This window comes from Pseudoalteromonas piscicida (assembly GCF_000238315.3).
Classification (GTDB): domain Bacteria; phylum Pseudomonadota; class Gammaproteobacteria; order Enterobacterales; family Alteromonadaceae; genus Pseudoalteromonas; species Pseudoalteromonas piscicida.
In genome coordinates, this window is the sequence record NZ_CP011924.1 from 4,078,217 (window position 1) to 4,104,613 (window position 26,397).

26 protein-coding genes are annotated in these 26,397 nt (G+C 44.6%); 17 read left to right on the forward strand and 9 right to left on the reverse strand.

The genetic code is table 11. The annotated features are described in order from the left end of the window. Positions 1-78: 78 nt before the first annotated feature. From hflK to PPIS_RS25190, 3 genes are all read left to right on the forward strand, one after another. Positions 79-1,254, forward strand: coding sequence for an FtsH protease activity modulator HflK (hflK, locus tag PPIS_RS18505; RefSeq protein ID WP_010377385.1), 1,176 nt, complete (start codon positions 79-81; stop codon positions 1,252-1,254). A gap of 5 nt (positions 1,255-1,259) precedes the next feature. Next, on the forward strand, positions 1,260-2,138 hold the full coding sequence (gene hflC, locus PPIS_RS18510) for a protease modulator HflC (RefSeq protein WP_010377388.1): 879 nt from the start codon (positions 1,260-1,262) through the stop codon (positions 2,136-2,138). A gap of 62 nt (positions 2,139-2,200) precedes the next feature. Further along, positions 2,201-2,338, forward strand: a complete 138-nt coding sequence (locus tag PPIS_RS25190; RefSeq protein ID WP_169922904.1) for a hypothetical protein — start codon at positions 2,201-2,203, stop codon at positions 2,336-2,338. A gap of 451 nt (positions 2,339-2,789) precedes the next feature. Here the strand turns inward: PPIS_RS25190 and PPIS_RS18515 are convergent, their stop codons facing one another. Then, positions 2,790-3,950 carry a DcaP family trimeric outer membrane transporter gene (locus PPIS_RS18515; RefSeq protein WP_010377390.1) on the reverse strand — a complete coding sequence of 387 codons (1,161 nt, stop codon included), beginning with the start codon at positions 3,948-3,950 and terminating at the stop codon, positions 2,790-2,792. 319 nt (positions 3,951-4,269) lie between these two features. Between PPIS_RS18515 and acs the strand changes: the two genes are divergently transcribed. Together acs and PPIS_RS18525 are read left to right on the forward strand one after the other, a co-directional pair. Continuing rightward, on the forward strand, positions 4,270-6,210 hold the full coding sequence (gene acs, locus PPIS_RS18520) for an acetate--CoA ligase (RefSeq protein WP_010377393.1): 1,941 nt from the start codon (positions 4,270-4,272) through the stop codon (positions 6,208-6,210). An 86-nt stretch (positions 6,211-6,296) separates the two neighbouring features. After that, a complete protein-coding gene (locus PPIS_RS18525; RefSeq protein ID WP_010377395.1) occupies positions 6,297-6,950 on the forward strand; it encodes a response regulator transcription factor in 654 nt (217 codons plus the stop codon). 47 nt (positions 6,951-6,997) lie between these two features. On the opposite strand, the gene PPIS_RS18530 is transcribed toward PPIS_RS18525, so the two are convergent. The 3 genes from PPIS_RS18530 to PPIS_RS18540 are packed head-to-tail and all read right to left on the reverse strand — an operon-like array spanning position 6,998 to position 9,301. Then, positions 6,998-8,182 carry a vWA domain-containing protein gene (locus PPIS_RS18530; protein WP_010377399.1) on the reverse strand — a complete coding sequence of 395 codons (1,185 nt, stop codon included), beginning with the start codon at positions 8,180-8,182 and terminating at the stop codon, positions 6,998-7,000. Between the two features lie 2 nt (positions 8,183-8,184). Next, positions 8,185-9,021 carry an AAA family ATPase gene (locus PPIS_RS18535; RefSeq protein ID WP_026000904.1) on the reverse strand — a complete coding sequence of 279 codons (837 nt, stop codon included), beginning with the start codon at positions 9,019-9,021 and terminating at the stop codon, positions 8,185-8,187. Between the two features lie 43 nt (positions 9,022-9,064). Next, positions 9,065-9,301, reverse strand: a complete 237-nt coding sequence (locus PPIS_RS18540; RefSeq protein ID WP_010377401.1) for a DUF1653 domain-containing protein — start codon at positions 9,299-9,301, stop codon at positions 9,065-9,067. 84 nt (positions 9,302-9,385) lie between these two features. Between PPIS_RS18540 and PPIS_RS18545 the strand changes: the two genes are divergently transcribed. The 10 genes from PPIS_RS18545 to rpoS all read left to right on the forward strand — a co-directional run bounded on the left by PPIS_RS18545 (position 9,386) and on the right by rpoS (position 16,510). Beyond that, entirely contained in the window at positions 9,386-9,856 is a 471-nt protein-coding gene (locus tag PPIS_RS18545) for a DUF2947 domain-containing protein (protein WP_010377402.1), read from the forward strand. A gap of 84 nt (positions 9,857-9,940) precedes the next feature. Beyond that, complete coding sequence (locus PPIS_RS18550; RefSeq protein ID WP_193522418.1) at positions 9,941-10,585, forward strand: hypothetical protein; 645 nt, start codon at positions 9,941-9,943, stop codon at positions 10,583-10,585. Positions 10,586-10,617: 32 nt separating this feature from the next. Beyond that, the gene (gene ftsB, locus PPIS_RS18555) at positions 10,618-10,911 is read left to right on the forward strand and encodes a cell division protein FtsB (protein WP_010377404.1); all 294 of its coding nucleotides are present in this window, start codon (positions 10,618-10,620) and stop codon (positions 10,909-10,911) included. Further along, complete coding sequence (ispD, locus tag PPIS_RS18560; RefSeq protein WP_010377405.1) at positions 10,895-11,593, forward strand: 2-C-methyl-D-erythritol 4-phosphate cytidylyltransferase; 699 nt, start codon at positions 10,895-10,897, stop codon at positions 11,591-11,593. The genes ftsB and ispD overlap by 17 nt, the downstream gene beginning before the upstream one ends. Then, entirely contained in the window at positions 11,586-12,062 is a 477-nt protein-coding gene (gene ispF, locus PPIS_RS18565; protein ID WP_010377406.1) for a 2-C-methyl-D-erythritol 2,4-cyclodiphosphate synthase, read from the forward strand. The genes ispD and ispF overlap by 8 nt, the downstream gene beginning before the upstream one ends. Then, positions 12,059-13,096, forward strand: coding sequence for a tRNA pseudouridine(13) synthase TruD (gene truD, locus PPIS_RS18570; RefSeq protein ID WP_010377408.1), 1,038 nt, complete (start codon positions 12,059-12,061; stop codon positions 13,094-13,096). The genes ispF and truD overlap by 4 nt, the downstream gene beginning before the upstream one ends. 35 nt (positions 13,097-13,131) lie before the next feature. Continuing rightward, the gene (gene surE, locus PPIS_RS18575) at positions 13,132-13,872 is read left to right on the forward strand and encodes a 5'/3'-nucleotidase SurE (protein ID WP_010377409.1); all 741 of its coding nucleotides are present in this window, start codon (positions 13,132-13,134) and stop codon (positions 13,870-13,872) included. A gap of 9 nt (positions 13,873-13,881) precedes the next feature. Then, a complete protein-coding gene (locus PPIS_RS18580; RefSeq protein ID WP_010377410.1) occupies positions 13,882-14,520 on the forward strand; it encodes a protein-L-isoaspartate(D-aspartate) O-methyltransferase in 639 nt (212 codons plus the stop codon). A 124-nt stretch (positions 14,521-14,644) separates the two neighbouring features. Then, a complete protein-coding gene (locus PPIS_RS18585) occupies positions 14,645-15,466 on the forward strand; it encodes a peptidoglycan DD-metalloendopeptidase family protein (RefSeq protein WP_010377411.1) in 822 nt (273 codons plus the stop codon). Between the two features lie 63 nt (positions 15,467-15,529). Continuing rightward, complete coding sequence (gene rpoS, locus PPIS_RS18590; RefSeq protein WP_010377412.1) at positions 15,530-16,510, forward strand: RNA polymerase sigma factor RpoS; 981 nt, start codon at positions 15,530-15,532, stop codon at positions 16,508-16,510. Positions 16,511-16,595: 85 nt separating this feature from the next. Here rpoS and PPIS_RS18595 read toward each other — a convergent pair whose 3' ends face one another. The 4 genes from PPIS_RS18595 to pepA all read right to left on the reverse strand — a co-directional run bounded on the left by PPIS_RS18595 (position 16,596) and on the right by pepA (position 23,419). Next, positions 16,596-19,445 (reverse strand): valine--tRNA ligase, encoded by a 2,850-nt coding sequence (locus PPIS_RS18595; protein WP_010377413.1) that lies wholly within the window; start codon positions 19,443-19,445, stop codon positions 16,596-16,598. A gap of 20 nt (positions 19,446-19,465) precedes the next feature. Beyond that, positions 19,466-19,912, reverse strand: a complete 447-nt coding sequence (locus PPIS_RS18600; protein ID WP_010377414.1) for a DNA polymerase III subunit chi — start codon at positions 19,910-19,912, stop codon at positions 19,466-19,468. 274 nt (positions 19,913-20,186) lie between these two features. Then, positions 20,187-20,696: a DNA polymerase III subunit chi gene (locus tag PPIS_RS18605; protein ID WP_249031229.1), complete on the reverse strand. Its 510-nt coding sequence runs from the start codon at positions 20,694-20,696 to the stop codon at positions 20,187-20,189. Between the two features lie 1,211 nt (positions 20,697-21,907). Next, positions 21,908-23,419 carry a leucyl aminopeptidase gene (pepA, locus tag PPIS_RS18610; protein WP_010377415.1) on the reverse strand — a complete coding sequence of 504 codons (1,512 nt, stop codon included), beginning with the start codon at positions 23,417-23,419 and terminating at the stop codon, positions 21,908-21,910. Between the two features lie 196 nt (positions 23,420-23,615). On the opposite strand from pepA, the gene lptF reads away from it, so the two are divergent. Beyond that, entirely contained in the window at positions 23,616-24,728 is a 1,113-nt protein-coding gene (lptF, locus tag PPIS_RS18615) for an LPS export ABC transporter permease LptF (protein WP_010377416.1), read from the forward strand. Continuing rightward, the gene (lptG, locus tag PPIS_RS18620; protein ID WP_010377420.1) at positions 24,725-25,792 is read left to right on the forward strand and encodes an LPS export ABC transporter permease LptG; all 1,068 of its coding nucleotides are present in this window, start codon (positions 24,725-24,727) and stop codon (positions 25,790-25,792) included. Before lptF ends, lptG begins: the two co-directional genes overlap by 4 nt. A gap of 93 nt (positions 25,793-25,885) precedes the next feature. Here lptG and PPIS_RS18625 read toward each other — a convergent pair whose 3' ends face one another. Further along, complete coding sequence (locus tag PPIS_RS18625) at positions 25,886-26,383, reverse strand: RDD family protein (protein WP_010377422.1); 498 nt, start codon at positions 26,381-26,383, stop codon at positions 25,886-25,888. Positions 26,384-26,397: the final 14 nt, after the last annotated feature.

Genomic DNA, 26,397 nt, shown 5'->3' on the forward strand with positions numbered 1-26,397 from the left:
GAGCGTATTTTTATATGAGAGTCGCTCGAATTTTGTTAGATTTAACCTAATTCATTTAAATAACAATGGAGTATAGCTATGGCCTGGAACGAACCGGGTAATAATGGCAATGATAACGATCCGTGGAAAAACCGCGGGGGGCGGGATCAAGGCCCACCTGATCTAGATGAAGTATTCCGTAAATTTGGTAATAAATTCGGCGGTATTTTCGGCGGTAAGCCGGGGAAAGGTGGTAATGGCGGATTAGGCGGTGCTGGTTTCGTCTTTATACTTATTATCGCAGCCATCGTATGGGCACTAAGTGGTATTTACACTGTAAAAGAAGCTGAGCGCGGTATCGTGTTGCAATTTGGTAAGTTTGACCGTATTGCTGAGCCAGGTCTGCGTTGGAAAGCCACGTTCATCGAACGTGTTATTCCTGTAGATATTGAAGCGGTACGTTCATTGTCGGCGTCTGGCTTTATGCTTACGGAAGACGAAAACGTAGTAAGCGTTGAGTTTGAAGTGCAATATCGTGTTGTTGATCCAACGCTTTATCGTTTCAGTGTGACCGATGCTGACCACAGCTTACAACAAGCGCTAGACAGTGCTCTGCGTTACGTTGTGGGTCATTCTCGCATGGATCAAGTGTTAACTACGGGTCGTGAAGTGGTTCGTCAGCGCACTTGGGAAGAGCTAAACAGTATTATCGAACCATATAACCTTGGATTGATTGTTACTGACGTTAACTTTAAAGATTCTCGTCCGCCTGCAGAAGTAAAAGACGCATTTGATGATGCAATTGCTGCACAAGAAGACGAAGAGCGTTTCATTCGTGAAGCAGAAGCTTATGCGAAAGAAATTGAACCGCGTGCGCGTGGTCAAGTAACTCGTATGACGCAAGAAGCAGAAGCTTATCGCGAACGTATTATCCTTGAATCTCGAGGTGAAGTGGAGCGCTTTGAAAAGTTACTGCCAGAATACCAAGCGGCGAAAGAAGTAACGCGTAAACGCTTATATATTGATGCGATGGAGCAAGTTTTAGGTCGAAGCTCAAAGGTATTGGTTGATGTTGAAGGTGGTAATAACATGTTGTATCTACCGCTTGATAAGATTATGCAATCACATAACAATGCTTCGTCACCAGTTCGTTTACCAAATCAAAGTGAAATAGAGCAACTTCGTCAAAGGATTGAAGGTAACCAGCAGCAAAATAGTTCTGTCAATTCAGGCGGTGATAGATTTAACCGCGACAGATTTGGTAACGGGAGATAATCAATATGAAGAATTTTAGTCTACTTCTATTAGTCACTGCCGTGATCATGTCGTTCTCTGGTATCTTTGTAGTAAACGAAGGTCAAAGAGCAATTGTACTGCTATTTAGCAAGGTACAAAAAGACGCGAATGGCGATGCTCTGGTGTATGAACCTGGCCTTCACCTGAAAGTGCCTTTCTTTAGCCAAGTACGTAAATTAGATGCACGGATCCAAACACTTGATGGTCAACCTGATCGCTTTGTAACGAGCGAGAAGAAAGACTTGATCGTGGATTCTTACGTTAAGTGGCGCGTGAATGATTTTAGTGCTTATTACCTACGTGCGCGTGGTGATAAACAGTATGCTGAAACGCTACTTAAGCAAAAGGTGAACAACGGTCTAAGAACAAACTTCGGTTCGCGTACTATTAAAGAAATAGTATCTGGTGAACGTAGCGAGCTAATGGAAGAAGCGTTAGTTCAAGCGTCTGAAAGTGCAACTGAGCTTGGGATTGAAGTACTTGATGTCCGTGTTAAGCAAATTAACCTACCTAACGAAGTAAGTAACTCAATCTACCAGCGTATGCGTGCGGAGCGTCAAGCTGTGGCGAAAGAGCACCGTTCTGAGGGTCAAGAGAAGGCGGAGACCATCCGTGCTAATGTTGATCGTCGAGTGACAGTAATGCTTGCAGATGCTGAGCGTAATGCTCGCGCGGTTCGCGGTCAAGGTGATGCAACGGCGGCAAACATTTACGCTAAAGCATATAATAAAGACCCTGAGTTTTTCGGGTTTGTTCGTTCGCTTGAAGCATATAAAAATACCTTTAAAGATAAGAATGACGTTATGGTGTTATCACCGGATAGCAAGTTCTTTGATTATATGAAGGATGCAAAAGCACAATAAGATGATGCTTTTGAGATAATTGTAAAACCCCGCCAGCCAGCGGGGTTTTTTATTGGCGCGATATGGTCACAACGTTAGACGATGAAATCCCACGAGTAGCCGCGATCTTTTATGCCGAAAAACACACCATAGCTGCGACGTTATGTCGCGAAAAAGCACACCGTAGCAGCGACTTTATGTCGCGAAAAAGCACACCGTAGCAGCGACTTTATGTCGCGAAGAAGCACACCGTAGCAGCGACTTTAAGTCGCGAAGAAGCACACCGTAGCAGCGACTTTAAGTCGCGAAAAAGCACATCGTAGCAGCGGACTTTATGTCGCGAAAAAACATACCGTAGCAGCGACTTTATGTCGCCAAGAAACACATCGTAGCAGCGACTTTATGTCGCGAAAAAGCACACCGTAGCAGCGACTTTAAGTCGCCAAGAAACACATCGTAGCAGCGGACTTTATGTCGCGAAAAAGCACACCGTAGCAGCGACTTTATGTCGCGAAGAAGCACACCGTAGCAGCGACTTTAAGTCGCCAAGAAACACATCGTAGCAGCGGACTTTATGTCGCGAAAAAGCAAATCGTGACCAACAATAAAAAAGCGGCCAATAGGCCGCAGTTAGGAAGTGAATTGGTACTAGCCTATTAAAATAACAAAACCTTAAAACACGTACTTCACTGAAAGTTGTAGTCTGTCTAAATCACCTTCAAAGCCACTTTCTGTTTCCCGAGTACCCATCTTATATTCAGCACCAAAGGTAAGTTTTTTCACAGGAGAATAAAGTAGGTTTGCGCTGTAACTCATACTTGATTTTGTCGGATCGCCAGTCACCGCCAGCAAATCGCTTTCGTTATCAGCATTAAAGAAAGAGTATAAGAATGTTGAGCGGAACTGTTCATTCCAGCTATGTTGATAAGCGATAAAGCCCGACGTCGAGTCAATTGCATGTAACGAGTTACCGTCGTATACCGCGCCATTAGCAACGTTTAGGCCTACGTAACGACCAAGCCCTTGACCTTGGGTCAGCATAAATTTCAAGTTATTGTCACCAAAATTAACACGACCAGATGCACTTATCCCAAATGAGCTTTCAGACTCATCAGCTCCACCGACTTTATAGGTAATTTGGCGCGCAAGTGCCGCTACCGCAATATGACCCCAATCAGCATTGTGTGTGTAACGTGCAGTGAAATCAGGCATGCTAGCGTCATCAGTGACGACACGGCCACTATCTGCAGTGGTAACTGTGCTTTCTGGGTTTTCAATAGAGAAAGACCAGTTTCCCGTGGTGTATTTAGCCATGGCTTGGCGTACGAAAACGGTGCCTTCAGCTGGGCCGACGAAGTCTAAAGTCTCTGGTAGCGCACTAACATTTTGGAAGTTTGACCAAGCTTGACCGAACAAGAAGCCCTTGTAGCTCACAAAGGCTTGGCGAATACGAGGTGAGTAGGAGTTACTAACACGCTCATTTCCTCCAGATGTAGAAATAAAGTCTAGCTCGATTTTAGTTTTGATACTGCTGCCATCATCGAGCTTAGTATCGGTCCCGAAGCTAAAGCGAGATTGGCGAGCGTGCATATCAAATACTGCGTCGCTATCTGAGTTAACCCCGACCGGGGTCGTACCAGGAACGTAAAAGTCTCGGCCGATATTTTGCGCCCCCAGCGCGCCGTCAGAAAAATCACTCCAAATGGCATCAAGCTTGATATAACCACCATAGTTAACTTTAGTATCGCCAATCTCAGCCGCAGTGGCAGGGAGAGTGCAGAGACTACTGATAGCAACTGCGAGCAGTTTTTTATTAATGTTATTCGTTGTCATAATCCAGTTCCTCAATAGCTGTGCTTTGCAGTTGGCAGCAGCTGACATTCATTTTAATCATCACTAACTGTTGTTTAAGGTTGGTTTTTACTCAATTACCTATTGGTCTATTAGACTAAGGTGGCATACGGTAAATGAGTGGAGGATAAGGCGAACATAACGTTTGTATCAAATTAGGTACGATTGGTAAGTTGTATGAAACTTTTACGTTTGCAGGTGTTCTACAACTAAGGTCTAATACTTAAACACCCAAGGCTGGGTGATCCTTAGGAAAAGCGTGTCTAGCAGACCTAGACCTCTAAATATAATGGAGATGACTATGTCACAGAGCATTTATCCAGTTCCTGAAAAAATCAAGAACGCAGCATTAATCAACGACGAGCAATATCAAGAACTATATCAAAAGTCGGTTGATGACCCCGCAGAGTTTTGGAAAGAGCACGGTCAACGTTTAGATTGGTTCAAACCTTATAGTAAAGTTAAAAATACCTCATTCGACAAAGGCCATATCAATATTAAATGGTATGAAGACGGCGTATTAAATGCCTCTTATAACTGTATCGATAGACACCTCGAAAAGCGCGCCGATAAAATCGCATTGATTTGGGAAGGCGATAACCCAGAACAAACAGAAAATATTACCTACCAACAACTACACGATGAAGTCGCAAAGCTTGCCAATGGCCTTAAGAGTCTAGGAGTTGCAAAGGGTGACCGCGTCGCTATCTACATGCCGATGACTCCACAGGCGATTTATGCCATGCAGGCCTGTGCAAGAATTGGTGCTATCCATTCCGTTGTGTTTGGGGGCTTTTCACCTTCAGCGATTGCAGACCGTATCAAAGATTCTGGCGCCAAAGTTGTCATCACCTCAGATGAAGGTCGTCGCGGTGGTAATTGTGTGCCGCTTAAGGCAAATGTCGATGAAGCGGTAGCGCAAGCTGGCGTCACCACTATCGAGCATGTGATTGTACATCAATTAACAGGTGGCGATGTTGAATGGAATGCTCACGATGTATGGTGGCATGAATTAGTTGCTGATAAACCTGCCGAATGTGAACCTGAAATGATGAATGCGGAAGATCCGCTCTTTATTCTTTATACCTCGGGCTCTACCGGTCAGCCGAAAGGGGTAGTGCATACTACGGGTGGATACCTAGTGTATGCATCAATGACCCATGAGTATGTATTCGACCTTCAAGAAGATGATATTTACTGGTGTAGCGCGGATGTGGGCTGGATCACGGGTCACAGTTATATTGCTTATGGTCCACTAGTAAATGGTTGTACTCAAGTTGTATTCGAAGGCGTGCCGACTTATCCAACGTCTGGTCGCATGGGTGAAATCGTTGATAAACATGGTGTTACTATTCTCTATACTGCACCTACCGCGATCCGTGCGTTGATGGCGAAGGGTGATGAGCCGACAGCAAGTTCTAAGCGTGACAGTTTACGTATTTTGGGTTCGGTCGGTGAGCCAATTAATCCAGAGGCTTGGTCTTGGTATTATGAGCAAATTGGTAATAGTGATTGTCCTATCGTAGATACTTGGTGGCAAACCGAAACGGGCGGCATCATGATCACGCCACTACCTGGCGCTACTGCACTTAAGCCGGGTTCTGCGACCCGTCCATTCTTTGGTATTGCTCCTGCACTATTTGACGCGGAAGGTAATACGCTGACAGGCGCGACCGAAGGTAATTTGGTGATTTTGGATAGCTGGCCTTCACAAGCCCGTACGGTTTATGGCGACCATGAGCGCTTTGAACAAACGTACTTCTCCGTTTATCCTGGCGTTTATTTTACGGGCGATGGTTGTCGCCGTGATGAAGACGGTTACTACTGGATCACAGGTCGTGTGGATGATGTACTTAACGTTTCAGGTCACCGCCTCGGTACTGCTGAAATTGAAAGTGCGCTAGTCGCTCACGAAGCGGTTGCTGAAGCGGCTGTGGTAGGCTATCCACACGACATTAAAGGCCAAGGGATCTATGTCTATATCACGCCAAATGAAGGGGTAACGGTATCTGACGAGTTAACTAAAGAGGTGAGAAATTGGGTGCGTAAAGAGCTAAGCCCAATTGCAACCCCTGACATGATCCAATGGTCTCCAGGTTTACCTAAAACCCGCTCTGGTAAAATCATGCGCCGTATTTTGCGTAAGATTGCAGCCAACGAGTATCAACAGTTAGGTGATACTTCTACACTTGCCGATCCAAGTGTGGTTGATGAATTAATCGAGAATAGATTGAATCGTTAACTGAATAACTTGAATTGCGACCTAATATAAACATACTATAACGGCTGTTATCTTTACGATAACAGCCGATTTTTTAGGAGCATAGCATGTATCAGTTTTTAATCGCGGATGATCATCCTCTATTTCGAGAGGCGCTTAAGGGGGCTCTAAAAGCGCAGTTTGAAGGACTAGAGGTATTCGAATCTGAAAACTTTGACACTACGCTCTCGGTCTTACAACAACAAGAAGAACTAGACCTACTCCTGCTCGATTTACATATGCCGGGCAATGGTGATTTATATGGACTAATTCGGATCCGTGAGGATCACCCAAGTCTTCCAGTTGTTGTGGTTTCGGGAAGCGAAGACCTCTCTATCATTTCTAAAGTGATGGGATACGGCGCGATGGGTTTTATCCCAAAAGCGGCGTCAGTAGAACAAATTACCGAAGCCATAGAGCAAGTGCTCGAAGGTGACACGTGGTTGCCTGAAGGCATGAAAGACAAAGTGGCTGAACTCGAAGGGGAAGACAAAGAGCTTGCCCAACAAGTGGCCTCGCTCACGCCACAGCAATATAAAGTGCTGCAATATTTACACGAAGGCTTGCTGAATAAGCAAATTGCCTATGAGCTAAATATTTCAGAGGCAACGGTGAAAGCACATATCACCGCTATCTTCAGAAAGTTGGGTGTCTATAACCGTACTCAAGCCGTATTGATTGCTTCAAAACTACAACTAGAACCTATCGAAGCGAATGACTAATTTCGCATCATTGCTTGCAAGGTGCTTACCTTGCAAGCAGCACTGCTTTAGCTCAATTCTTTAAACGCCTGACTTAGACCCTCTATTGTTAGCGGATACATTCTGTTTTGCATCAATTGATTTATTAGCTCTATTGAATGGTAATAAGACCAATAGCTTTGCGGCTGAGGATTAAGCCAAGCCACCTTACTGAAGTGATTGGTTAAACGATTCAGCCAAGTGGCGCCTGCTTCTTGATTCCAATGCTCTACGCTACCGCCGGGATAGGTGATTTCATAGGGGCCCATTGTCGCGTCACCAACAAATATTAGCCGATAGTCTGAGCCGTAACGGTTAATTAGCTGATAAGTATCAAGTAATTCGCTGTCACGACGGTCATTATCGTGCCAAACATGTTCGTACACACAATTATGAAAGTAAAAAAACTCAAGGTGCTTAAATTCACTGTGTGCGGCACTGAATAGTTGCTCACAAAGCTGGATATGGTCATCCATAGAGCCACCAATATCAAACAGCATCAATACCTTCACAGAGTTATGTCGCTCAGGAGCCATTTTCACATCCAACATGCCGCCTTGTCTTGCGGTTGCGCGAATAGTTTCATTAAGGTCGAGCTGATCACTTGCTCCGCTGCGCGCAAATTTACGCAATTGCTTGAGTGCAAGCTTAATATTGCGGCTGCTGATGTCGGTATTACTGTCGAGATTACGATACTGCCGCTTATCCCATACTTTTACGGCTTTCCGGTGGCGATTTCCATCTTGGCCAATGCGGATCCCTTCAGGATTATAGCCGTAAGCGCCAAAGGGGGAGGTGCCCCCTGTACCAACCCATTTATTGCCGCCTGCGTGACGTTTTTGTTGCTCAGCCAAGCGTGCTTTTAACGTTTCAAGGAGCTTATCGAGTCCACCCATGGCGTTCAGTTTGGCTTTTTCTTCTTCAGACAGTGATTTCTCAAACTCTTTACGCAACCAATCCTCTGGCAATTGCTGCTGTTGAAGTTGTGAGAAGAGGTCTATTGACTCTATTCCCTCAAAGTAATCAGCAAACGCACGGTCGAATTTATCAAACAAGGTCTCATCTTTCACGAAGATGGTTTTTGCCAAAAAGTAAAAGCCGTCTAGATCGGCAAAGCAAACTTCTTTATCCAGCGCCTCTAAACAGTCTAGTAATTCGCGCAGGCTCGCTTTGATACCGTAACGTCTAAGGGTGAGTACAAAATCGATGAGCATGATCAGCGGCGGCTCATAAAGGCGAGCTTCTCAACCAAAGAAACATCTTGCTCGTTTTTAAGTAGCGCACCAAATAACGGCATTAGGCCACCTTGGTTAGATTTGTCATGCAACGCGTCAGGGGAAATATCTTCAGCTAATAGTAGTTTTAACCAGTCGAGTAGCTCACTCGTACTTGGCTTTTTCTTTAGGTTTGGTGTGTCGCGTAATTGGAAAAAGCTTTCGAGTGCTCGTTGTACTAAATTTGCTTTAATATGTGGAAAATGCACGTCTACAATTTGCTGCATCTCTTCTTTGCTCGGAAAGTCGATGTAGTGGAAAAAGCAGCGGCGTAAAAAGGCATCTGGTAGCTCTTTTTCATTGTTTGAAGTGATAATAACGATGGGGCGCACCTTTGCCTTTACTTGCTCGTTAGTTTCGTAGACATGAAACTCCATTTTATCGAGTTCTAACAGTAGATCATTGGGAAACTCAATATCGGCTTTGTCGATTTCATCAATCAGCAGAACGGGGCGCTTTGTGGCGGTAAATGCCTGCCACAGCTTACCTTTGATGATGTAATTGCCAACGTCATTAACGCGAGGATCGCCAAGTTGACTATCGCGTAAACGCGAGACCGCATCGTATTCGTACAGGCCTTGCTGGGCTTTGGTTGTTGACTTTATATGCCATTGGATTAGTTCGGTATCTAAACTTTTTGCCAGTTCTTCGGCAAGTAAGGTCTTGCCTGTACCTGGCTCACCTTTAATGAGGAGGGGTTTTTCTAAAACGATGGCCGCATTCACGGCCTGTTGTAGAGCTGAGGTAGCAATATATTGATCAGTACCTTTAAACATAATTCAACTTCTTGTGGTCAGATGAGATAGGCTCATCTTGCCACAATCAGCTTTTCGCTGCCAACCCTGCTTCGGTTTCGATTAAGGTGAAGCGAGGCACCGCTTCGCCTTCGACCATAACGTCTTCTAAAAACATTTCAAGTGGTCGAACCCAAAAACTCATATCTCCATATAGGGTTTGATAAACCACTTGCTTCTCTTGTGTTTCACTGTGCGTTGCCAAAGCATGCACACGATAAAGTTTTCCTTTGTAGTGGCGGTAAATTCCAGGTGTGATATCCACTAATTCAAGCTCCAAAAAATAAAAGCCGTACGTGACGGACTGAAATGTTATAATCCGTGCCATTAAGACTGAAGGTGTTTAAAAATGAATTATATTGCGCTGGACGATTATAAGAAAGCTTGGGTTTTCAAACATAAAGATCTTCCAATCGAAGAATCCGACCTGGCATTGATAAAACCAATGTCAGCGGCGCGCGCTGCGGTGCTTTGGAGCACTATGGTAAGCAACGAAAAAGATCACCCTGATTTCTTTGATAAAACAGATTGGGTTGGTAAAGCGGACTCATGGCAAGAAACCCTCAATTGGGAGCAGCCGTGGGAAGCAGGAGAAGCATTTCCTGAAACGATCGAGCAATTTCTTGATTGGCAAGCCAATACCACCGTGTATTTTTGTCTCTCTCGAGATGATGTGATCGAGACCTGCTTTGACGTGTTTAAGCGATGTTGGCAGAACTTTATGTTTTTGACTGACGGTAGTTTCTTAATAGGAAAAAAACGCAGTTCGGTAGTACAATTTATGGCTGAGGGGCAAGCAAAACTAGGAACCAAGCCGTAAGCAAGTACAACAGAGCAGTTTGCTTTGATTTGAAACATGGCTAGTGTATAAAGGATGTACACCAGTCTACAAAAGTAGATTGCATTGACAGGAGGCGTTTTGGAGCAACAGCAAAATACAATCTGGTATGACGAAGCATCTCGCCTTGTATTTGCCGAGCTTGTAAACGTATTTTATGCCAGAGAGTTGCCGAAACTTGCTGAACTCTCCGATCATACTCGCCTTCAGCGTTTGTTAAACAGCCTACCGTATTATGTTGAGCGCGCGGCCACACATATTATTCATGGTGACGTCCCGCTTGAGCTAGATAGTTTCAATGGATGTTGGTTAGCAAAGCAAAAATCACAGCCTAAATGTGATGACGCTGCCAACGCAGCATTTTTTACCACTAAGGTGAAAGTGGGGCTGGTGGTTCCTGTGCTATATGCAGACTCGACGGGGACAACCGTGAGGCTCGACAGTGTCGACCAAGTGAATGAGGCTGACAAATTGCACTGCAACCAATTTGGCTGGTTTAGTGTTAATGGCAATAGCTTACAAGCAAGCGACGAAGCGCGTGTACAATTGCTAAAACCAACAAAAGTGTTAATGACAGCGGCTTGTTGTGGCCATACTTGGTATTTTGGCAAAGCGGTAGTACCGAGAAGGCTGACGCTAAGAGAAATGTTACTTGCCAGTTCAATTAATTGGCCACAAGTACAAAAAACAAAAACGAGTCAACTATCCTAATCGACTCAAAAAACAGAAGTTTGGATTAAGCAATGCGATTTTTTCAGTTAGCGCTGTTGGTTTTAGCGCTATTTATTCAGTACAGACTTTGGTTCGGCCACAACGGCGTGGAGGACTACACTCGGATAAAATCCGTGGTTAAATCGCACCAAGAAACCAATGCCAATCTCAGTAAACGAAATAAATTATTAAAAGCGGATATCGACGATTTAAAACTCGGCCTTGAAGGGGTTGAGGAGCGTGCTCGTCATGAGCTCGGCATGATTAAGCCTGGCGAAACTTTTATCCGTGTATTACCGAAAGTACCTCATGAAAAGAAACGATAAACTTGCAGTCGTCATCCCCGCAGCTGGGGTTGGCAGTCGTATACAGGCGCAGATGCCTAAACAATATATTCCACTATTAGGCAAACCGATTTTAGTACACACACTGGAAAAACTAGCCGGGCTTGAGTGCGTCAGTCAATTTATGGTCGCCGTTTCCAAAGAAGATGGATATTTTTCATCGGCGTTACTGCCTGATAGCCGTTTTAGCCACTGCGAAGGTGGACAAGAACGTGCCGACTCTGTTTTATTGGCGCTAAAAGCATTGGCACCAAGTCGCCCTGACTGGGTGTTAGTTCATGATGCAGCTCGACCTTTAGTAGCGCTGGATGATATTCATCAGCTGATTTCACAATGTATAAATCAACAGCAAGGTGGCATACTGGCTGCCAAGGTTAAAGATACCATCAAACGCGGTGCGGAGTTGGTACAGGAGACCGTACCTAGAGCGTCGTTATGGCAGGCTTTTACGCCTCAAATGTTTAGGTATGAAGAGTTATTGGCGGCATTGGAGCTTGGGCTTTCTCAAGGTGCACATATCACAGATGAAGCATCTGCGATGGAATTACAAAATCGGCCAGTCCAACTCATTGCCGCGCGTACGGATAACATTAAGATCACGACGCCGGAGGATTTACCTCTGGCGGAGTTTATAATTCAACAACAAGGTAAACAGCATGATTAGAATTGGCCACGGATTTGATGTTCATAAATTTGGTGGAGCTGGCCCATTGACAATTTGTGGGGAAAAAATCCCTTACGAACAGGGCTTTATTGCTCACTCCGATGGTGATGTGGCAATTCATGCATTGTGTGATGCCTTGTTGGGGGCACTTGCGCTGGGAGATATTGGTAAGCACTTTCCTGATACTGCGAGTGAATTTGAAAATATCGACAGCCGCATTTTATTACGCCGCGTGATGGAACAAGTGAAAGCGCTTGGCTATCAAATAGGCAATATCGACGTCACAATTGTCGCACAAGCACCAAAAATGCGACCACATATTGATGCGATGCGCGGTAATATCGCAAACGACTGTGAAGCGCAGCTAGGCGAAGTTAATGTTAAAGCAACCACCACCGAAAAACTGGGTTTTGAAGGGCGTAAAGAAGGGATCTCAAGTCATGCTGTGGTGCTATTGGTAAAAGCATGAAGACACTCAACTATCTTTATGGCAAACCGTTATCTGACGGCGATTATAAGTCACAACCAGAAGACTTTAGAGTCGAAGAAATTTTAGATATTCCTTTTACTGGCGAAGGTGAGCATGTTTGCTTGCAGATCATTAAAAAGGGAGAAAACACTGCATTTGTCGCTAAAAAGCTTGCAGAGTTTGCCCAAATTTCACCGCGAGATGTCAGCTATGCAGGAATTAAAGACAGACACGGCGTATGTACGCAGTGGTTTAGCGTGCCGGTGCCAATTAAAAAGTCGGTAGACTTTAGTGCATTAAATAGTGACTCTATTTTTGTGGTGCAACAAATAAGGCACAATCGAAAGCTAAAAACAGGTTGTCATAAGGGCAATCGCTTTGCCATTACCCTCAGAAACGTGACTGCTCCACTTGATATTCTGTCGCGTATTAATGCCGTACGCCAAGGGGTTCCTAATTATTTTGGAGAGCAACGTTTTGGTCATGATGGCCACAACTTAGCCATGGCAGATAGGTTATTTGACGGCGAAAAGATCCGCGATAAAAAACTCAGAGGGTTGGTACTTTCAGCCGCTCGCTCTCATCTGTTCAACGAAGTCGTTAGTCGCCGCGTGGCAGAGCATGGTTTGGCAACGACTTGGCACCGTGAAATCTTTTTACTGAGCGGTAGTAACGCCTTTTTTGACTCAGAGATTGATTGCGAACTCATCGAGCGGTTACTGAATGGCGATATTTTGCTTTCGGCGCCATTGGTTGGCAAGGGTGAAAAGGGCTTATTGCCGCAAGAGCGTGAATGGTTGGCACCTTTTGCTAAATGGCACGAAGGATTGGCAGAATTTGGGATGAAAAATGAGCGTAGAGCGCTCAGATTAATACCCGAAGCGCTTAAGGTGAGTATGGCTGACGACAGTACGCTAACCCTTGAATTCAGTTTACCGAAAGGAACTTTTGCCACGGCGCTGCTCAGAGAGCTTGTTAATCATAAAGATGCCAGTAAAAAGTTTAATAAACATGAAGAGTCGATACAGCAGTGAGATACTCATTGTCTAACAAGAAAAAGAGGTGAAATATGAAGATCCTATTGAGTAATGACGATGGTGTTCACGCCAAGGGCATTGCTATCTTGTATCAAGCGTTATCACAAATCGCGGATGTAACTGTCATTGGTCCAGATAGAAACTGTAGCGGTGCGAGTAACTCGTTAACCTTATTAAACCCGCTCAGAGCAACTACGCTAGATAATGGTTTTATCTCTGTGAATGGCACGCCAACCGACTGTGTTCACCTTGGAGTGAACAAACTGATGGATGAATTGCCGGATTTAGTCGTTGCAGGGATCAACAATGGCGCTAACCTTGGCGATGATACGCTGTACTCAGGTACTGTTGCGGCGGCCACTGAAGGTCGACATGTGGGCTTACCTGCGATTGCCGTTTCTCTTTGCTCTAAAAATGAAGCCCATTATGAAACTGCAGCACATGTCACGGTAGAGATCATTAAAAAGCTTGCAAACCATCCGCTACCAAAAGACCAAATCATTAATATCAACGTCCCTGATATTCCATTAAGTGACTTAAAAGGGATTAAAGTCACTCGACTAGGCTCACGTCATAAAGCGGATACCATGACCGAACAAATCGACCCATGGGGCCGAAGTGTGTACTGGTATGGCACCTTAGGTCATGAAAGTGACGCTGGTGAGGGCACGGATTTTCACGCTGTAAACAACGGTTATGCCGCTATCACACCGCTCAAGGTGGATATGACGGCTTACGAGAGCTTAGATGCTGTGGCGAGCTGGTTATCTTAAGAGGCGTATGTGCTGAGTAATTATCAGGGCAGTGCCAACGCGCTAGTGGAACTGCTAAGAAAGCAAGGCGTAGAGGATGAAGTGGTACTCAATGCCATCGCTAACACGCCTAGACATATGTTTGTCGATGAAGTGCTTAAACATAAGTCATATGAAAATACAGCTCTTCCTATCGGACAAGGACAAACGATATCGCAACCTTTTATCGTTGCAAAAATGACCGAAGTATTAAAACAAGTGGGTGTTAAAGGGCGTATTTTGGAAGTGGGTACGGGCTCTGGTTATCAGACCGCCGTACTCGCGCAAGTGTTTGAACAGGTCTTTAGCATTGAACGGATCAAGTCACTGCAGTGGCAAGCGCGCAGAAGGCTGCATTTGCTGGATTTATATAATGTGACGATGAAACATGGAGACGGTTGGAAAGGCTGGGCTTCAAAAGCGCCTTTTGCAGGGATCATTGTTACTGCTGCGGCACAATCTGTTCCAGATGAGTTGTTGGCGCAACTAGAAGATGGCGGTGCTATGGTCATTCCCATTGGAGTTGAAGCACAAACACTCACCTTGTTTGTTAAAGAAGGTGAGCAGTTTATTCGTCACGCCCTCGCACCTGTACGCTTTGTACCTTTAGTCGCTGGCGAAGTCGGTTAATTTTGTAGCTTAAAAAACAACTCCATAAAATATAACTATTTTTTCCAGTTAAATGTGAAAACCAAGCAAAATTAAGTTAGATTGATATGATAGTCGTTGATAGTAGCACTGGAAAATATAAGTAATGCACAAGTCTCAGGTCATCATATCGATTTATTTAAGCGGCCTGCTTGTTGCCTGCTCATCGAATCATACGCCTGCGCCTGTAACAACTTTATACTCTGGTAAGACCACTTCATCACATAAAATTAATATTAACGGAAGCAGTTACAAAGTAAAAAAAGGCGATACTTTATTTGCAATTGCATTTAGCGCGAACAAAGATGTAAGAACGCTCGCGAAAATCAATAAAATTAAGCCTCCGTACACGATCTACCCCAATCAGATCATTCGTCTAGAGTATCCCAAAAATAAAAACAAAAAGAACACAAAATACACGAAAGTAAACCACAAGTCTCAGTCTTTAAAACAAAAAAGTAACAAAAGCCCCAAAAAAGAGCTTGATAAGCCAAATCAACGAGAGTATGTTCAAAGACAAGCCACACAAAAATCTAGTAGTACCAAGGCTTTGTATAATAATAAGGTACTATGGAAATGGCCTGCTGAAGGCAAGGTGACTCGTCACTTCTCTGTTAAAGAGAATGGTTATAAGGGATTGGAGATCTCTAATAAACCGGGTACTTCAGTTAAGGCTGCTGCTGGCGGTGTAGTTGTATATGCAGGGAGTGCGTTGCGTGGGTATGGTAATTTAATCATTCTGAAACATACGGATGATTATCTAAGTGCGTATGCCCACAACGCTAAGTTACTCGTCAGAGAACAGCAAAAAGTTAAAGTTGGGGAAAAAATTGCCGAAATGGGTAGTACAGATGCTTCTAAGACGGCGCTTAGGTTTGAGATCCGTTTTAAAGGTCAAGCTGTAAACCCGGCAAAATATTTGCCATAAAGTAATGCGAGTACTTCGATTGGTTCGAGTACCCTTACTTTTATTCGCTTGGGGAGAATACTTATGGCTCACACTGCAAAATTACCTACAAAATCTACTCCAGAGTTAGACAAGTTCGAAGATGATAATATTGACGAACCGAAAGACGAATTACTTGAAGACCTCGAAGACGACGAAGAAGTTTTTGCCAAAGAAGAAGTGGTTAAAAACTTAGATGCTACTCAACTCTATTTAGGTGAAATTGGATTTTCCCCACTGCTCAGTGCAGAAGAAGAAGTTTACTTTGCGCGTAAAGCGTTAAAGGGGTGCGAAGCCTCACGTAAACGGATGATAGAGAGTAACTTGAGATTAGTGGTTAAAATCGCTCGTCGTTATAACAACCGTGGTTTGGCATTACTTGACCTCATTGAAGAAGGTAACTTAGGCCTGATCCGAGCGGTAGAAAAGTTTGATCCGGAACGTGGATTTAGGTTTTCTACTTATGCAACTTGGTGGATCCGTCAAACCATCGAACGTGCGATCATGAACCAAACTCGTACCATTCGTTTGCCTATTCATGTTGTCAAAGAGCTCAATGTTTACCTACGTACAGCACGTGAATTGACGCAAAAGCTGGATCATGAACCTACCGCAGAAGAAATCGCTGAATGTCTCGACAAACCCGTCGAAGAAGTCAGTAAAATGCTGCGTCTAAACGAAAGGATCACTTCGGTTGATACGCCTATCGGTGGTGAAAATGACAAAGCACTGCTCGATATTATCGCGGATGAAAAGGGCGGTGGTCCGGAAACCGAAGTGCAGAGCAACGATATTAACAAACACATTGTTGATTGGCTTGGAGAGTTAAATCCAAAACAGCGAGAAGTGCTCGCGAGACGCTTTGGTTTGCTTGATTATGAGCCCTCTACGCTTGAGGATGTTGGCCGCGAAATCGGGCTAACGAGAGAGCGGGTAAGACAAATTCAAGTTGAGGCGTTGAGACGCTTAAAAGACATTTTACAACACGAAGGGTTAAGTACAGATAGCCTGTTCGAACAACAGTAAAACTTTAATCAGCTAATAAAAAAGCCGCAATATGCGGCTTTTTTAGTTCTTGAAATGGTATAAAACCAGCAAAGATAGAAAGCGATTACAAGCTTTCTATCTTTGCTTTTTGTTCAAGTAGCTTAGTTTTTGCATCGCTAAACTCAGCTAATTTTGCTTTCTCTTTAGCAAGTACTGCTTCAGGTGCGTTACTTACAAACTTTTCGTTTGCGAGTTTCTTTTCAACTTGCTCAAGACCTTTTTCTGCTTTTTCAAGCTGCTTAGCAATACGCGCAAGTTCTGCTTCTACATCAATCAAACCTGCCATTGGGATCATGATCTCAAGGTCACCGATAAACGCAGTCGCACAAGCTGGTGCTTCGTCTTTGCTTGCAAGTAAGTCTACCGTTTCCAGTTTTGCCAGAGCGCTTAAGAAAGCTTGGTTTTCTTCTAGACGACGTTTGTCATCTTCGCTTGCTCCGGTAAGTAACACGTTTAGCGGTTTGCTTGGACTGATGTCCATTTCACCACGAATGTTACGGATAGCAATAATAAACTGCTTCACCCACTCAAGATCAGCCATCGCTTGCGCATCAACTTTGCTTTCGTCGAATACTGGGAACGCTTCAAGCATAATTGTCTTCGCTTCGACACCTGCAATTGGTGCTACACGTTGCCAAATTGTCTCTGTGATATAAGGCATTAGTGGGTGCATCAAACGAAGTAAGCCTTCCAATACAGTGATAAGCGTATGGCGTGTACCACGCTGCTGCGCTTCATTACCTTTAAATAGAATTGGCTTAGTTAGCTCTAGATACCAATCGCAGAATTGGTTCCATGTGAACTCATAAATGGTGTTTGCCGCAAGGTCAAAACGATAGTTATCCAAGTGCTCAGAGAACACCTTAACCGTATTTTGGAATTGACCTAAAATCCAACGATCTGCAAGAGAATACACTTTTTCGTTATCGTTGAAGCCACAGTCTTGTTCTTCTGTGTTCATCAATACATAACGGCTAGCATTCCAAAGCTTGTTACAGAAGTTACGGTACCCTTCAAGACGGTTCATATCCCAGTTGATATCACGTCCTGTTGACGCCATTGCTGCAAGAGTGAAACGCAATGCGTCAGTACCGTGTGCTTCAATACCATCGACAAATGTTTTGCGCGTATTCTTTTCGATTTTTGCCGCAAGCTGTGGTTGCATCATATTGCCAGTACGTATCGTCACTAGACTCTCAAGATCGATACCATCAATCATGTCTAGTGGATCTAACACGTTACCTTTTGACTTAGACATCTTATCGCCATTTTCATCGCGAATAAGGCCAGTCACATAAACGGTCTTAAATGGAACTTGAGGTTTACCATCTTCATCTTTGATGAAATGCATGGTCATCATGATCATGCGAGCTACCCAGAAGAAGATAATGTCGAAACCAGTAACCAATGTATCTGACGGGTGGAATACCTTTAGATCTTCCGTGTTTTCAGGCCAACCTAACGTTGAGAAAGTCCACAGTGCAGAAGAGAACCAAGTGTCTAGTACGTCTTCATCTTGTGTCAGCGTCACATTTGCATCAAGGTTATGGTTTTGACGAACTTCTGCTTCGTCACGACCAACATATACATTACCTTCGCTGTCATACCATGCTGGGATCCTGTGGCCCCACCAAAGCTGACGGGATATACACCAGTCTTGAACATCACGCATCCAAGAGAAGTACATGTTCTCGTATTGCTTAGGTACAAATTGAATATCACCATCTTCTACCGCTTTTACTGCAGGCTCTGCAAGAGGAGTAACGCGAACATACCACTGATCGGTAAGTAGTGGCTCGATAACTACGCCAGAGCGGTCGCCATAAGGAACGGTTAGACTGTGATCGTCGATTTTCTCAAGTAGACCAAGCTGCTCAAATTCGTCAACGATTTGCTTACGCGCATCGAAACGGTCAAGGCCGTGGAAACGCTCTGGAATTGGTGCATCCATCGCTTCAAGTGGCTTACCATCAAAAGTAAAGCACTCACCCGTATTTAGAACAGCCGCGTCTTTGTTAAATACGTTGATCATTGGCAGCTCATGGCGCTTACCAACTTCATTATCGTTAAAGTCGTGTGCTGGCGTGATTTTTACGCAGCCCGTGCCTTTTTCCATATCCGCATGTTCATCGGCAACGATAGGAATGCGACGGTTGACGATAGGAAGTAGAATTTCTTTACCAATTAAGTCTTGATAACGTTCATCATCCGGGTTTACTGCAACACCTGTATCACCAAGCATGGTTTCTGGACGAGTGGTTGCTACGATAATGTAGTCTTTACCATCTTTAGTGGTTACGCCATCCGCAAGTGGATAACGTAAATTCCACATATGACCCTGCTTGTCTTTATTCTCAACTTCTAAATCAGAAATTGCAGTGTGTAATTTAGGATCCCAGTTAACTAGACGCTTACCACGGTAGATTAAGTCATCTTGATATAGGCGAACGAATACTTCTTTTACAGCTTCAGACAGGCCGTCATCCATCGTAAAACGTTCTCTATCCCAATCTACAGATGCACCTAAACGGCGTAACTGTTTGGTGATTGTGCCACCTGATTGCTCTTTCCATTCCCAGATTTTATTGATGAATTCGTCACGGCCTAAATCATGGCGTGATTTACCTTCTTCGGCTGCAAGCTTACGCTCAACAACCATCTGAGTGGCGATACCTGCGTGGTCAGTACCCACTTGCCATAGCGTGTTTTTGCCTTTCATACGCTGATAGCGGATCAAAGTGTCCATGATAGTGTCTTGGAACGCGTGGCCCATGTGTAGACTACCTGTGACATTCGGCGGTGGGATCATAATCGAGTATGCGTCACCATTGCCTGATGGCTTAAAGTAGCCATTTGACTCCCAGTCTTGATACAAAGACTGTTCAATATCTTGTGGATTGTAGGTTTTATCCATTACACAGAACCCTAAAAATGCTATTTCTCAATGTCTTCAGTGGAAATTGTTGCGCCAAGTGCACGAAGTTGCTTAAAGCGTTCTCGTGCGGCTTGCTTAGCGCTGGCTTCAACAGGCACAAAATCTATCACCTGTTCAAAGCGACGAATAAAGTCAGGGACGACCCGAGCCAGATTAATGAGCACGGGGCGACGAGCAGCAGGAGGCATTGTGCCAATTTCCACCGGTGCGCCGCCTTTGGGGCCTTCGCCTTGTAAGTTGTGGGGCACAAACCTGTCTGCGTCAAAGCACCAAAGGTGCTCATCGAATAAATGAGCATCGTCAGTATTATCGACGTTAACAAAGATACGGTGTCCAGCTTGATACAAGCTCGCCGCAGTTTGTGCTGCCAGATCAAAATGAGCCGGAACGCTAATCCCCGGCTCATCGTTTTGTTTTAACACGTAAAAGCGCGCTTTGATAGTCATGATAATAATACCAATTGCGAGGAGTACTGAGGTTTGCCACAGGCTCCACAGCTGCTCAATATCTGTAATCTTGTTTACCGTGATAGCGTAGACGAAGAAAATCAGTATGCGCGGCTTAGTTTAAAACTAATTATAGCGCCACTTAAATGCACATAAATAAGCCTGTATTCTGCCATATAAAGGCAATACCATCAATCAAGAAGCAAGAGAAGAAGAATAAAATATGGCAAGTGGTGGGAAGTGCTTGCAGAGGTGGTTTAACTGCTCTGTAGTCTTAATTTGGCACGGGATATAGTCGCCGGGTAAACCCGCGGCTCCCGCTGCTACGGTTTGGTTTAACTTTCTCAATGTCTTCAGTGGAAATTGTTGCGCCAAGTGCACGAAGTTGCTTAAAGCGTTCTCGTGCGGCTTGCTTAGCGCTGGCTTCAACAGGCACAAAATCTATCACCTGTTCAAAGCGACGAATAAAGTCAGGGACGACCCGAGCCAGATTAATGAGCACGGGGCGACGAGCAGCAGGAGGCATTGTGCCAATTTCCACCGGTGCGCCGCCTTTGGGGCCTTCGCCTTGTAAGTTGTGGGGCACAAACCTGTCTGCGTCAAAGCACCAAAGGTGCTCATCGAATAAATGAGCATCGTCAGTATTATCGACGTTAACAAAGATACGGTGTCCAGCTTGATACAAGCTCGCCGCAGTTTGTGCTGCCAGATCAAAATGAGCCGGAACGCTAATCCCCGGCTCATCGTTTTGTTTTAACACGTAAAAGCGCGCTTTGATAGTCATGATAATAATACCAATTGCGAGGAGTACTGAGGTTTGCCACAGGCTCCACAGCTGCTCAATATCTGTAATCTTGTTTACCGTGATAGCGTAGACGAAGAAAATCAGTATGCGCGGCTTAGTTTAAAACTAATTATAGCGCCACTTAAATGCACATAAATAAGCCTGTATTCTGCCATATAAAGGCAATACCATCAATCAAGAAGCAAGAGAAGAAGAATAAAATATGGCAAGTGGTGGGAAGTGCTTGCAGAGGTGGTTTAACTGCTCTGTAGTCTTAATTTGGCACGGGATATAGTCGCCGGGTAAACCCGCGGCTCCCGCTGCTACGGTTTGGTTTAACCTTGTGCAACTGCGACTTTATGTCGTGGAGTAAATCTGCTGCTACGGTTTGGGTTAATCTTGTGCAACTGCGACTTTATGTCGTGGAGTAAATCTGCTGCTACGGTTTGGGTTAATCTTGTGCAACTGCGACTTTATGTCGTGGAGTAAATCTGCTGCTACGGTTTGGGTTAATCTTGTGCAACTGCGACTTTATGTCGTGGAGTAAATCTGCTGCTACGGTTTGGGTTAATCTTGTGCAACTGCGACTTTATGTCGTGGAGTAAATCTGCTGCTACGGTTTGGGTTAATCTTGTGCAACTGCGACTTTATGTCGTGGAGTAAATCTGCTGCTACGGTTTGGGTTAATCTTGTGCAACTGCGACTTTATGTCGTGGAGTAAATCTGCTGCTACGGTTTGGGTTAATCTTGTGCAACTGCGACTTTATGTCGTGGAGTAAATCTGCTGCTACGGTTTGGGTTAATCTTGTGCAACTGCGACTTTATGTCGTGGAGTAAATCTGCTGCTACGGTTTGGGTTAATCTTGTGCAACTGCGACTTTATGTCGTGGAGTAAATCTGCTGCTACGGTTTGGGTTAATCTTGTGCAACTGCGACTTTATGTCGTGGAGTAAATCTGCTGCTACGGTTTGGGTTAACCTTGTGTAGCTGCGACTTTATGTCGTGGGGTAAATCCGCTGCTACGGTTTGGGTTAACCTTTTGCAGCTGCGACTTTAGGTCGCGGGGTAAACCCGCTGCTACGGTTTGGGTTAACCTTGTGTAGCTGCGACTTTATGTCGCGGGGTAAGTCTGCTGCTACGGTTTGGATTAACCTTGTGTAGCAGCGACTTTATGTCGCGACTTATGCTTGTTAAGTGTCGCGACTAGACTATTAGTCTTGCTGTGCGTCCGTGATATTGGCGCGGTTAAGTAAATATTGCATCAGCATAGGCACAGGACGACCTGTAGCGCCTTTGTTCTTGCCGCTGCGCCATGCAGTACCTGCGATGTCTAAATGCGCCCAGTTGTACTTTTTCGTAAATTTAGACAAGAAACACGCGGCTGTAATCGTGCCAGCTGCGCGACCACCTAAGTTCGTAAAGTCAGCAAACGGGCTTTCAAGTTGTTCTTGATAATCATCCCAAAGCGGCAGTTGCCAAGCTCTGTCTCCACTTTGCTCTGACGCTTTTAGCAAATCATGGGCAAGCGGGTTATGGTTAGATAAAAGACCTGTCGCATGGCTACCAAGCGCAACAATACATGCCCCTGTTAATGTCGCAACATCGACAACGGTTTCCGGCTCGAATGCTTCAACGTAAGTTAGCGCATCGCACAGTACTAAGCGGCCTTCGGCATCCGTATTGAGTACCTCAACGGTTTGACCGGACATGGTGGTTAAAATATCGCCCGGACGGTAAGCATCGCCCCCTGGCATATTTTCGCAGCCAGCTAATACACCAATCACATTAAGTGGCAGTTGCATTTGCACAACGGCTCGCATTAAGCCAAGTACGCCCGCGGCTCCGCCCATGTCGTATTTCATTTCATCCATCGCTTCGCCAGGCTTGATAGAAATACCACCCGAGTCAAATGTTAATCCTTTACCCACGAATACGATTGGTGCTTGGCCTTCGTCACCACCGTTATAGTGGATAACCGACATCACTGATTCGTTGCGACTACCACGGCCAACTGCTAGGTATGAGTGCATACCCAGCTCTTCCATCTCTTGTTCACCAACAAGGTTAACGGTAACGTTATCAAAGTCTTCAGCCAACTGTTGTGCTTGCTCGCCCAAATAACGAGGGTTACAGATATTTGGTGGCATATTCGCAACGTCTTTACACAACTTACTACCAGCGGCGATAGCAAGACCGTGCTCAATCGCGCTTTCACCGATTGTTAATTCACGGCGCGTTGGTACGTTAAAGACGATTTTACGTAGCGGGCGTCTAGCCTCACTCTTTTTGCTTTTTAGTTGATTAAAGGTATACAGGCAATCTTGCGTGGTTTCGACCGCTTGGCGAACTTTCCAGTAGGTATCACGACCTTTAACATGCTGCTCAGTCAGAAAACATACCGCTTCCATTGAGCCCGTTTCATTTAACGTATTGATGGTCTTAGAGATAATTTGTTTGTATTGTTTATCGTCGAGCTCTCTTTCCTTACCACAACCCACTAACAAAACGCGTTCGCTGAGTACATTTGGTACATGATGAAGAAGTAGAACTTGTCCTGGTTTGCCTTCAAGATCACCACGTCTGAGTAAATTTGAGATATAGCCTTCGCTTATTTTATCCAGCTGTTCACCAATTGGTGAGAGACGGCGTGGCTCGTATACACCAACAACAATACATGCGCTACGCTGTTTCTCTGGACTACCACTTTTAACGCTGAATTCCATTGCGACTCCTGAGTCTTTGTCATGTCATTTTGAACTTTTTATGCCAACACACTTTCCTACATTAAAGTCATGAATATGCTTTAACCTTAGGTAGGATATTCCGGCGCATTGACATATAATAAAGTGACTAAAATAATCAGTTTACTCAATTTTTCCCACTATTCCAGTGAAACAAGACGTTTTATAGGGACGAACATTGCTTATTTTCCGCTATTTAACGGGTGAAGTGCTAAAATCTCAGGTTGCGGTTTTTCTCACCTTAATGACAATATTTTTGTCACAAAAGTTTGTACTCATTCTGAGCTCAGCGTCTGAAGGAGGTATACCGGGTAAGTTAGTACTTGCTATGCTTGCGCTAAAGCTGCCACAGTTAGCCGGTTATATTTTACCGCTTAGTCTCTTTCTTGGGATCATTTTAGCCTATAGTCGCATTTACGCCGACAGTGAAATGACGGTACTGCGCGCTTGCGGGGTCAGTGAGTGGTATGTCGTTAGGGTGACTTTAGTCTCTAGTGTATTTTTTGCATTACTCGCCGCTTGTGTGAGTATGTATATTGCACCTTGGGCGAGTGAAAAAGAGTATCAATTAAGAGAGCAAGCCGATGCGGAATCGGGACTTTCTACTCTCAGAGCTGGTAGATTTCAGCAAACGGGCAATGAAAAAGCGGTGGTATTTGTTCACGGTATTAGCGAACAAGGCCGCGAATTAGACAAAGTGTTTGTCGCGCAATTGCCTGAGAAGGACTCAAATCAAGCCGCTCGTTTAGTGTATGCGCAAAAAGGAGAAGTGATTGAGCTTGATAGTGGTGAGCAGCAATTACTCCTTCATGAAGGTAAGCGTTACGAGACTGATGGCTTCAGCCAAGCACTTAATCGTACTGAATTTGGTACTTACCAAGTGCAAATTAAAGAACAAGAAATTGAACACCAGCGCCGTAAATTAGAGGCTATTCCAAGCTTACAGTTACTTGAAATGGATACGCCTGAAGCAAAAGCGCAATTTCAGTTGCGATTATCGGTGCCTATTTCCATTTTGTTACTCACTCTATTGGCTGTGCCACTAAGTGTGGTTAACCCAAGACAAGGCAAGTTTGCTAAGCTCGTGCCAGCAATTACGCTATATTTGGGTTATTTCATTCTACTCAACGCAGGCAAGTTTCTGTTAGCTGAAGAAAAAGTGCCAGCCTCAGTCGGTCTCTGGTGGATCCACTTAAGTGTGCTCTTTATTGGCGTTTACTTAATCGCGAAAGGAAGACCTTTTGGTGTATGGGTTCGCTCGGTATTTATGAAACGGGAGACGACGGCATGATGAAGACGCTTGATTGGTATTTAGGGCGTAGCATCTTACAAACCACAGGTTTCGCGCTATTAGTTTTTGTGGGGATCAATACGCTTATAAAGTTTATTGAGCAACTGCGCTCGGTTGGTCGTGGCAGCTATGATTTACTCGGTGCCATGCTCTATACCATTTACAGCATGCCAAGCGATATCGTCGTATTTTTCCCTATGGCTGCGCTGATTGGTGGCCTGATTGGGCTTGGTGCACTTGCTTCAAGCAGTGAACTAATTGTTATGCAAGCGGCTGGGTGGTCGCGTTTTCAAATTATTATGTCGGTGATGAAAACGGCAGTGCTGCTTGCGCTACTGATGATGGCGCTTGGGGAGTGGGGGGCACCAAAAGCGGAGCAAACCGCAAAACGGTTAAAAAACGAAGCAATTTATGGCGGTGAAGTTTACAGCGCTCAGCGTGGTGTGTGGGCGAAAGACGGCGGCAATTTTATTAACATAGGTAATGTTGAAAAAAACGGTAAGCTTAAAGATATCGCAATTTATTATTTCGATGACTCACTAACACTGGCAAAAATCGTACGCGCTCAGTCGGCGCAAAGCATATCTAACGGCTGGCAATTGCAAGACGTGGAAGAAGTACATATCGATCAACAACAAATTACAACGCATTATTCAAAATCAATGCTCTACGAGTCTGAATTAAGTGAAGACAGGTTAGGTGTTGTATCGATAGAGCCAGATGCTTTGTCTTTCACAGGATTATGGTCATTTCTCGCTTATCTAAAGCAAAATGAGCAAGATTCAAGTAGCTATGAACTCGCGCTGTGGCGTAAGGTGATGCAGCCGCTGACGATTGGGGTAATGCTGCTGGTGGCTTTGTCATTTATCTTCGGGCCACTGAGAACGGTGAGCATGGGCGCGCGGATTATTATGGGCGTGGTAACAGGCTTAGCTTTCCATCTGAGTAATGAAATTTTCGGCCCTATCGTGATGGTATATCAAGTTCCACCGGTGGTTGGCGCGTTAATGCCAAGCTTGTTATTTATTGGATTGGCTATCCATCTGCTGAAGAAACAAAATTAACGTTTTGAATTAAGTAAAAATATAGGTCTCATTATGAGGCCTATATTTTTTATGGACATGGCTAATGGAATAGGCTGCTATTTGAAGCTTAGATTAGTCTAAGCTGTTATACACCTTTTTATTTTCCTCTTTGCTCAGTACCACTACCTCAGTACCACACAGCATATCCTGGAGCGATCTTTTCTTTTTAAAGTCTAACAACACTACCAGATTACCCAGTCCAAGTAGCGCGCATAGGCTACGAGCGATTGCTTTTGGCCAAGTTAACAGTGCTCCGTCGGGGGTTTGCACTTTTAGGCGCCATGCGCGCATACCGATAGTTTGACCGCTCTTAGTCCAAAAATAGGCAAAAAACAGCACCGAAACCAACACCAATAACGTGGCTCTAAGTGTATATAAGATAGGATCCGCTTGGATCAGCGCCGATACGTCTTCATGATTGCCAAGTGCGAGCATGTTAAATGAAATTAAGGCATTGATGGTTAGTAAAAATAACACGGTAGTCAGCATTGCGAACGCGACGACCACTAAGTTGTCGTATATAAGTGAAGCCAAGCGACGGCTGAAATTCGCTGGAGCAAAATGTGACATAACAACTCTCATAA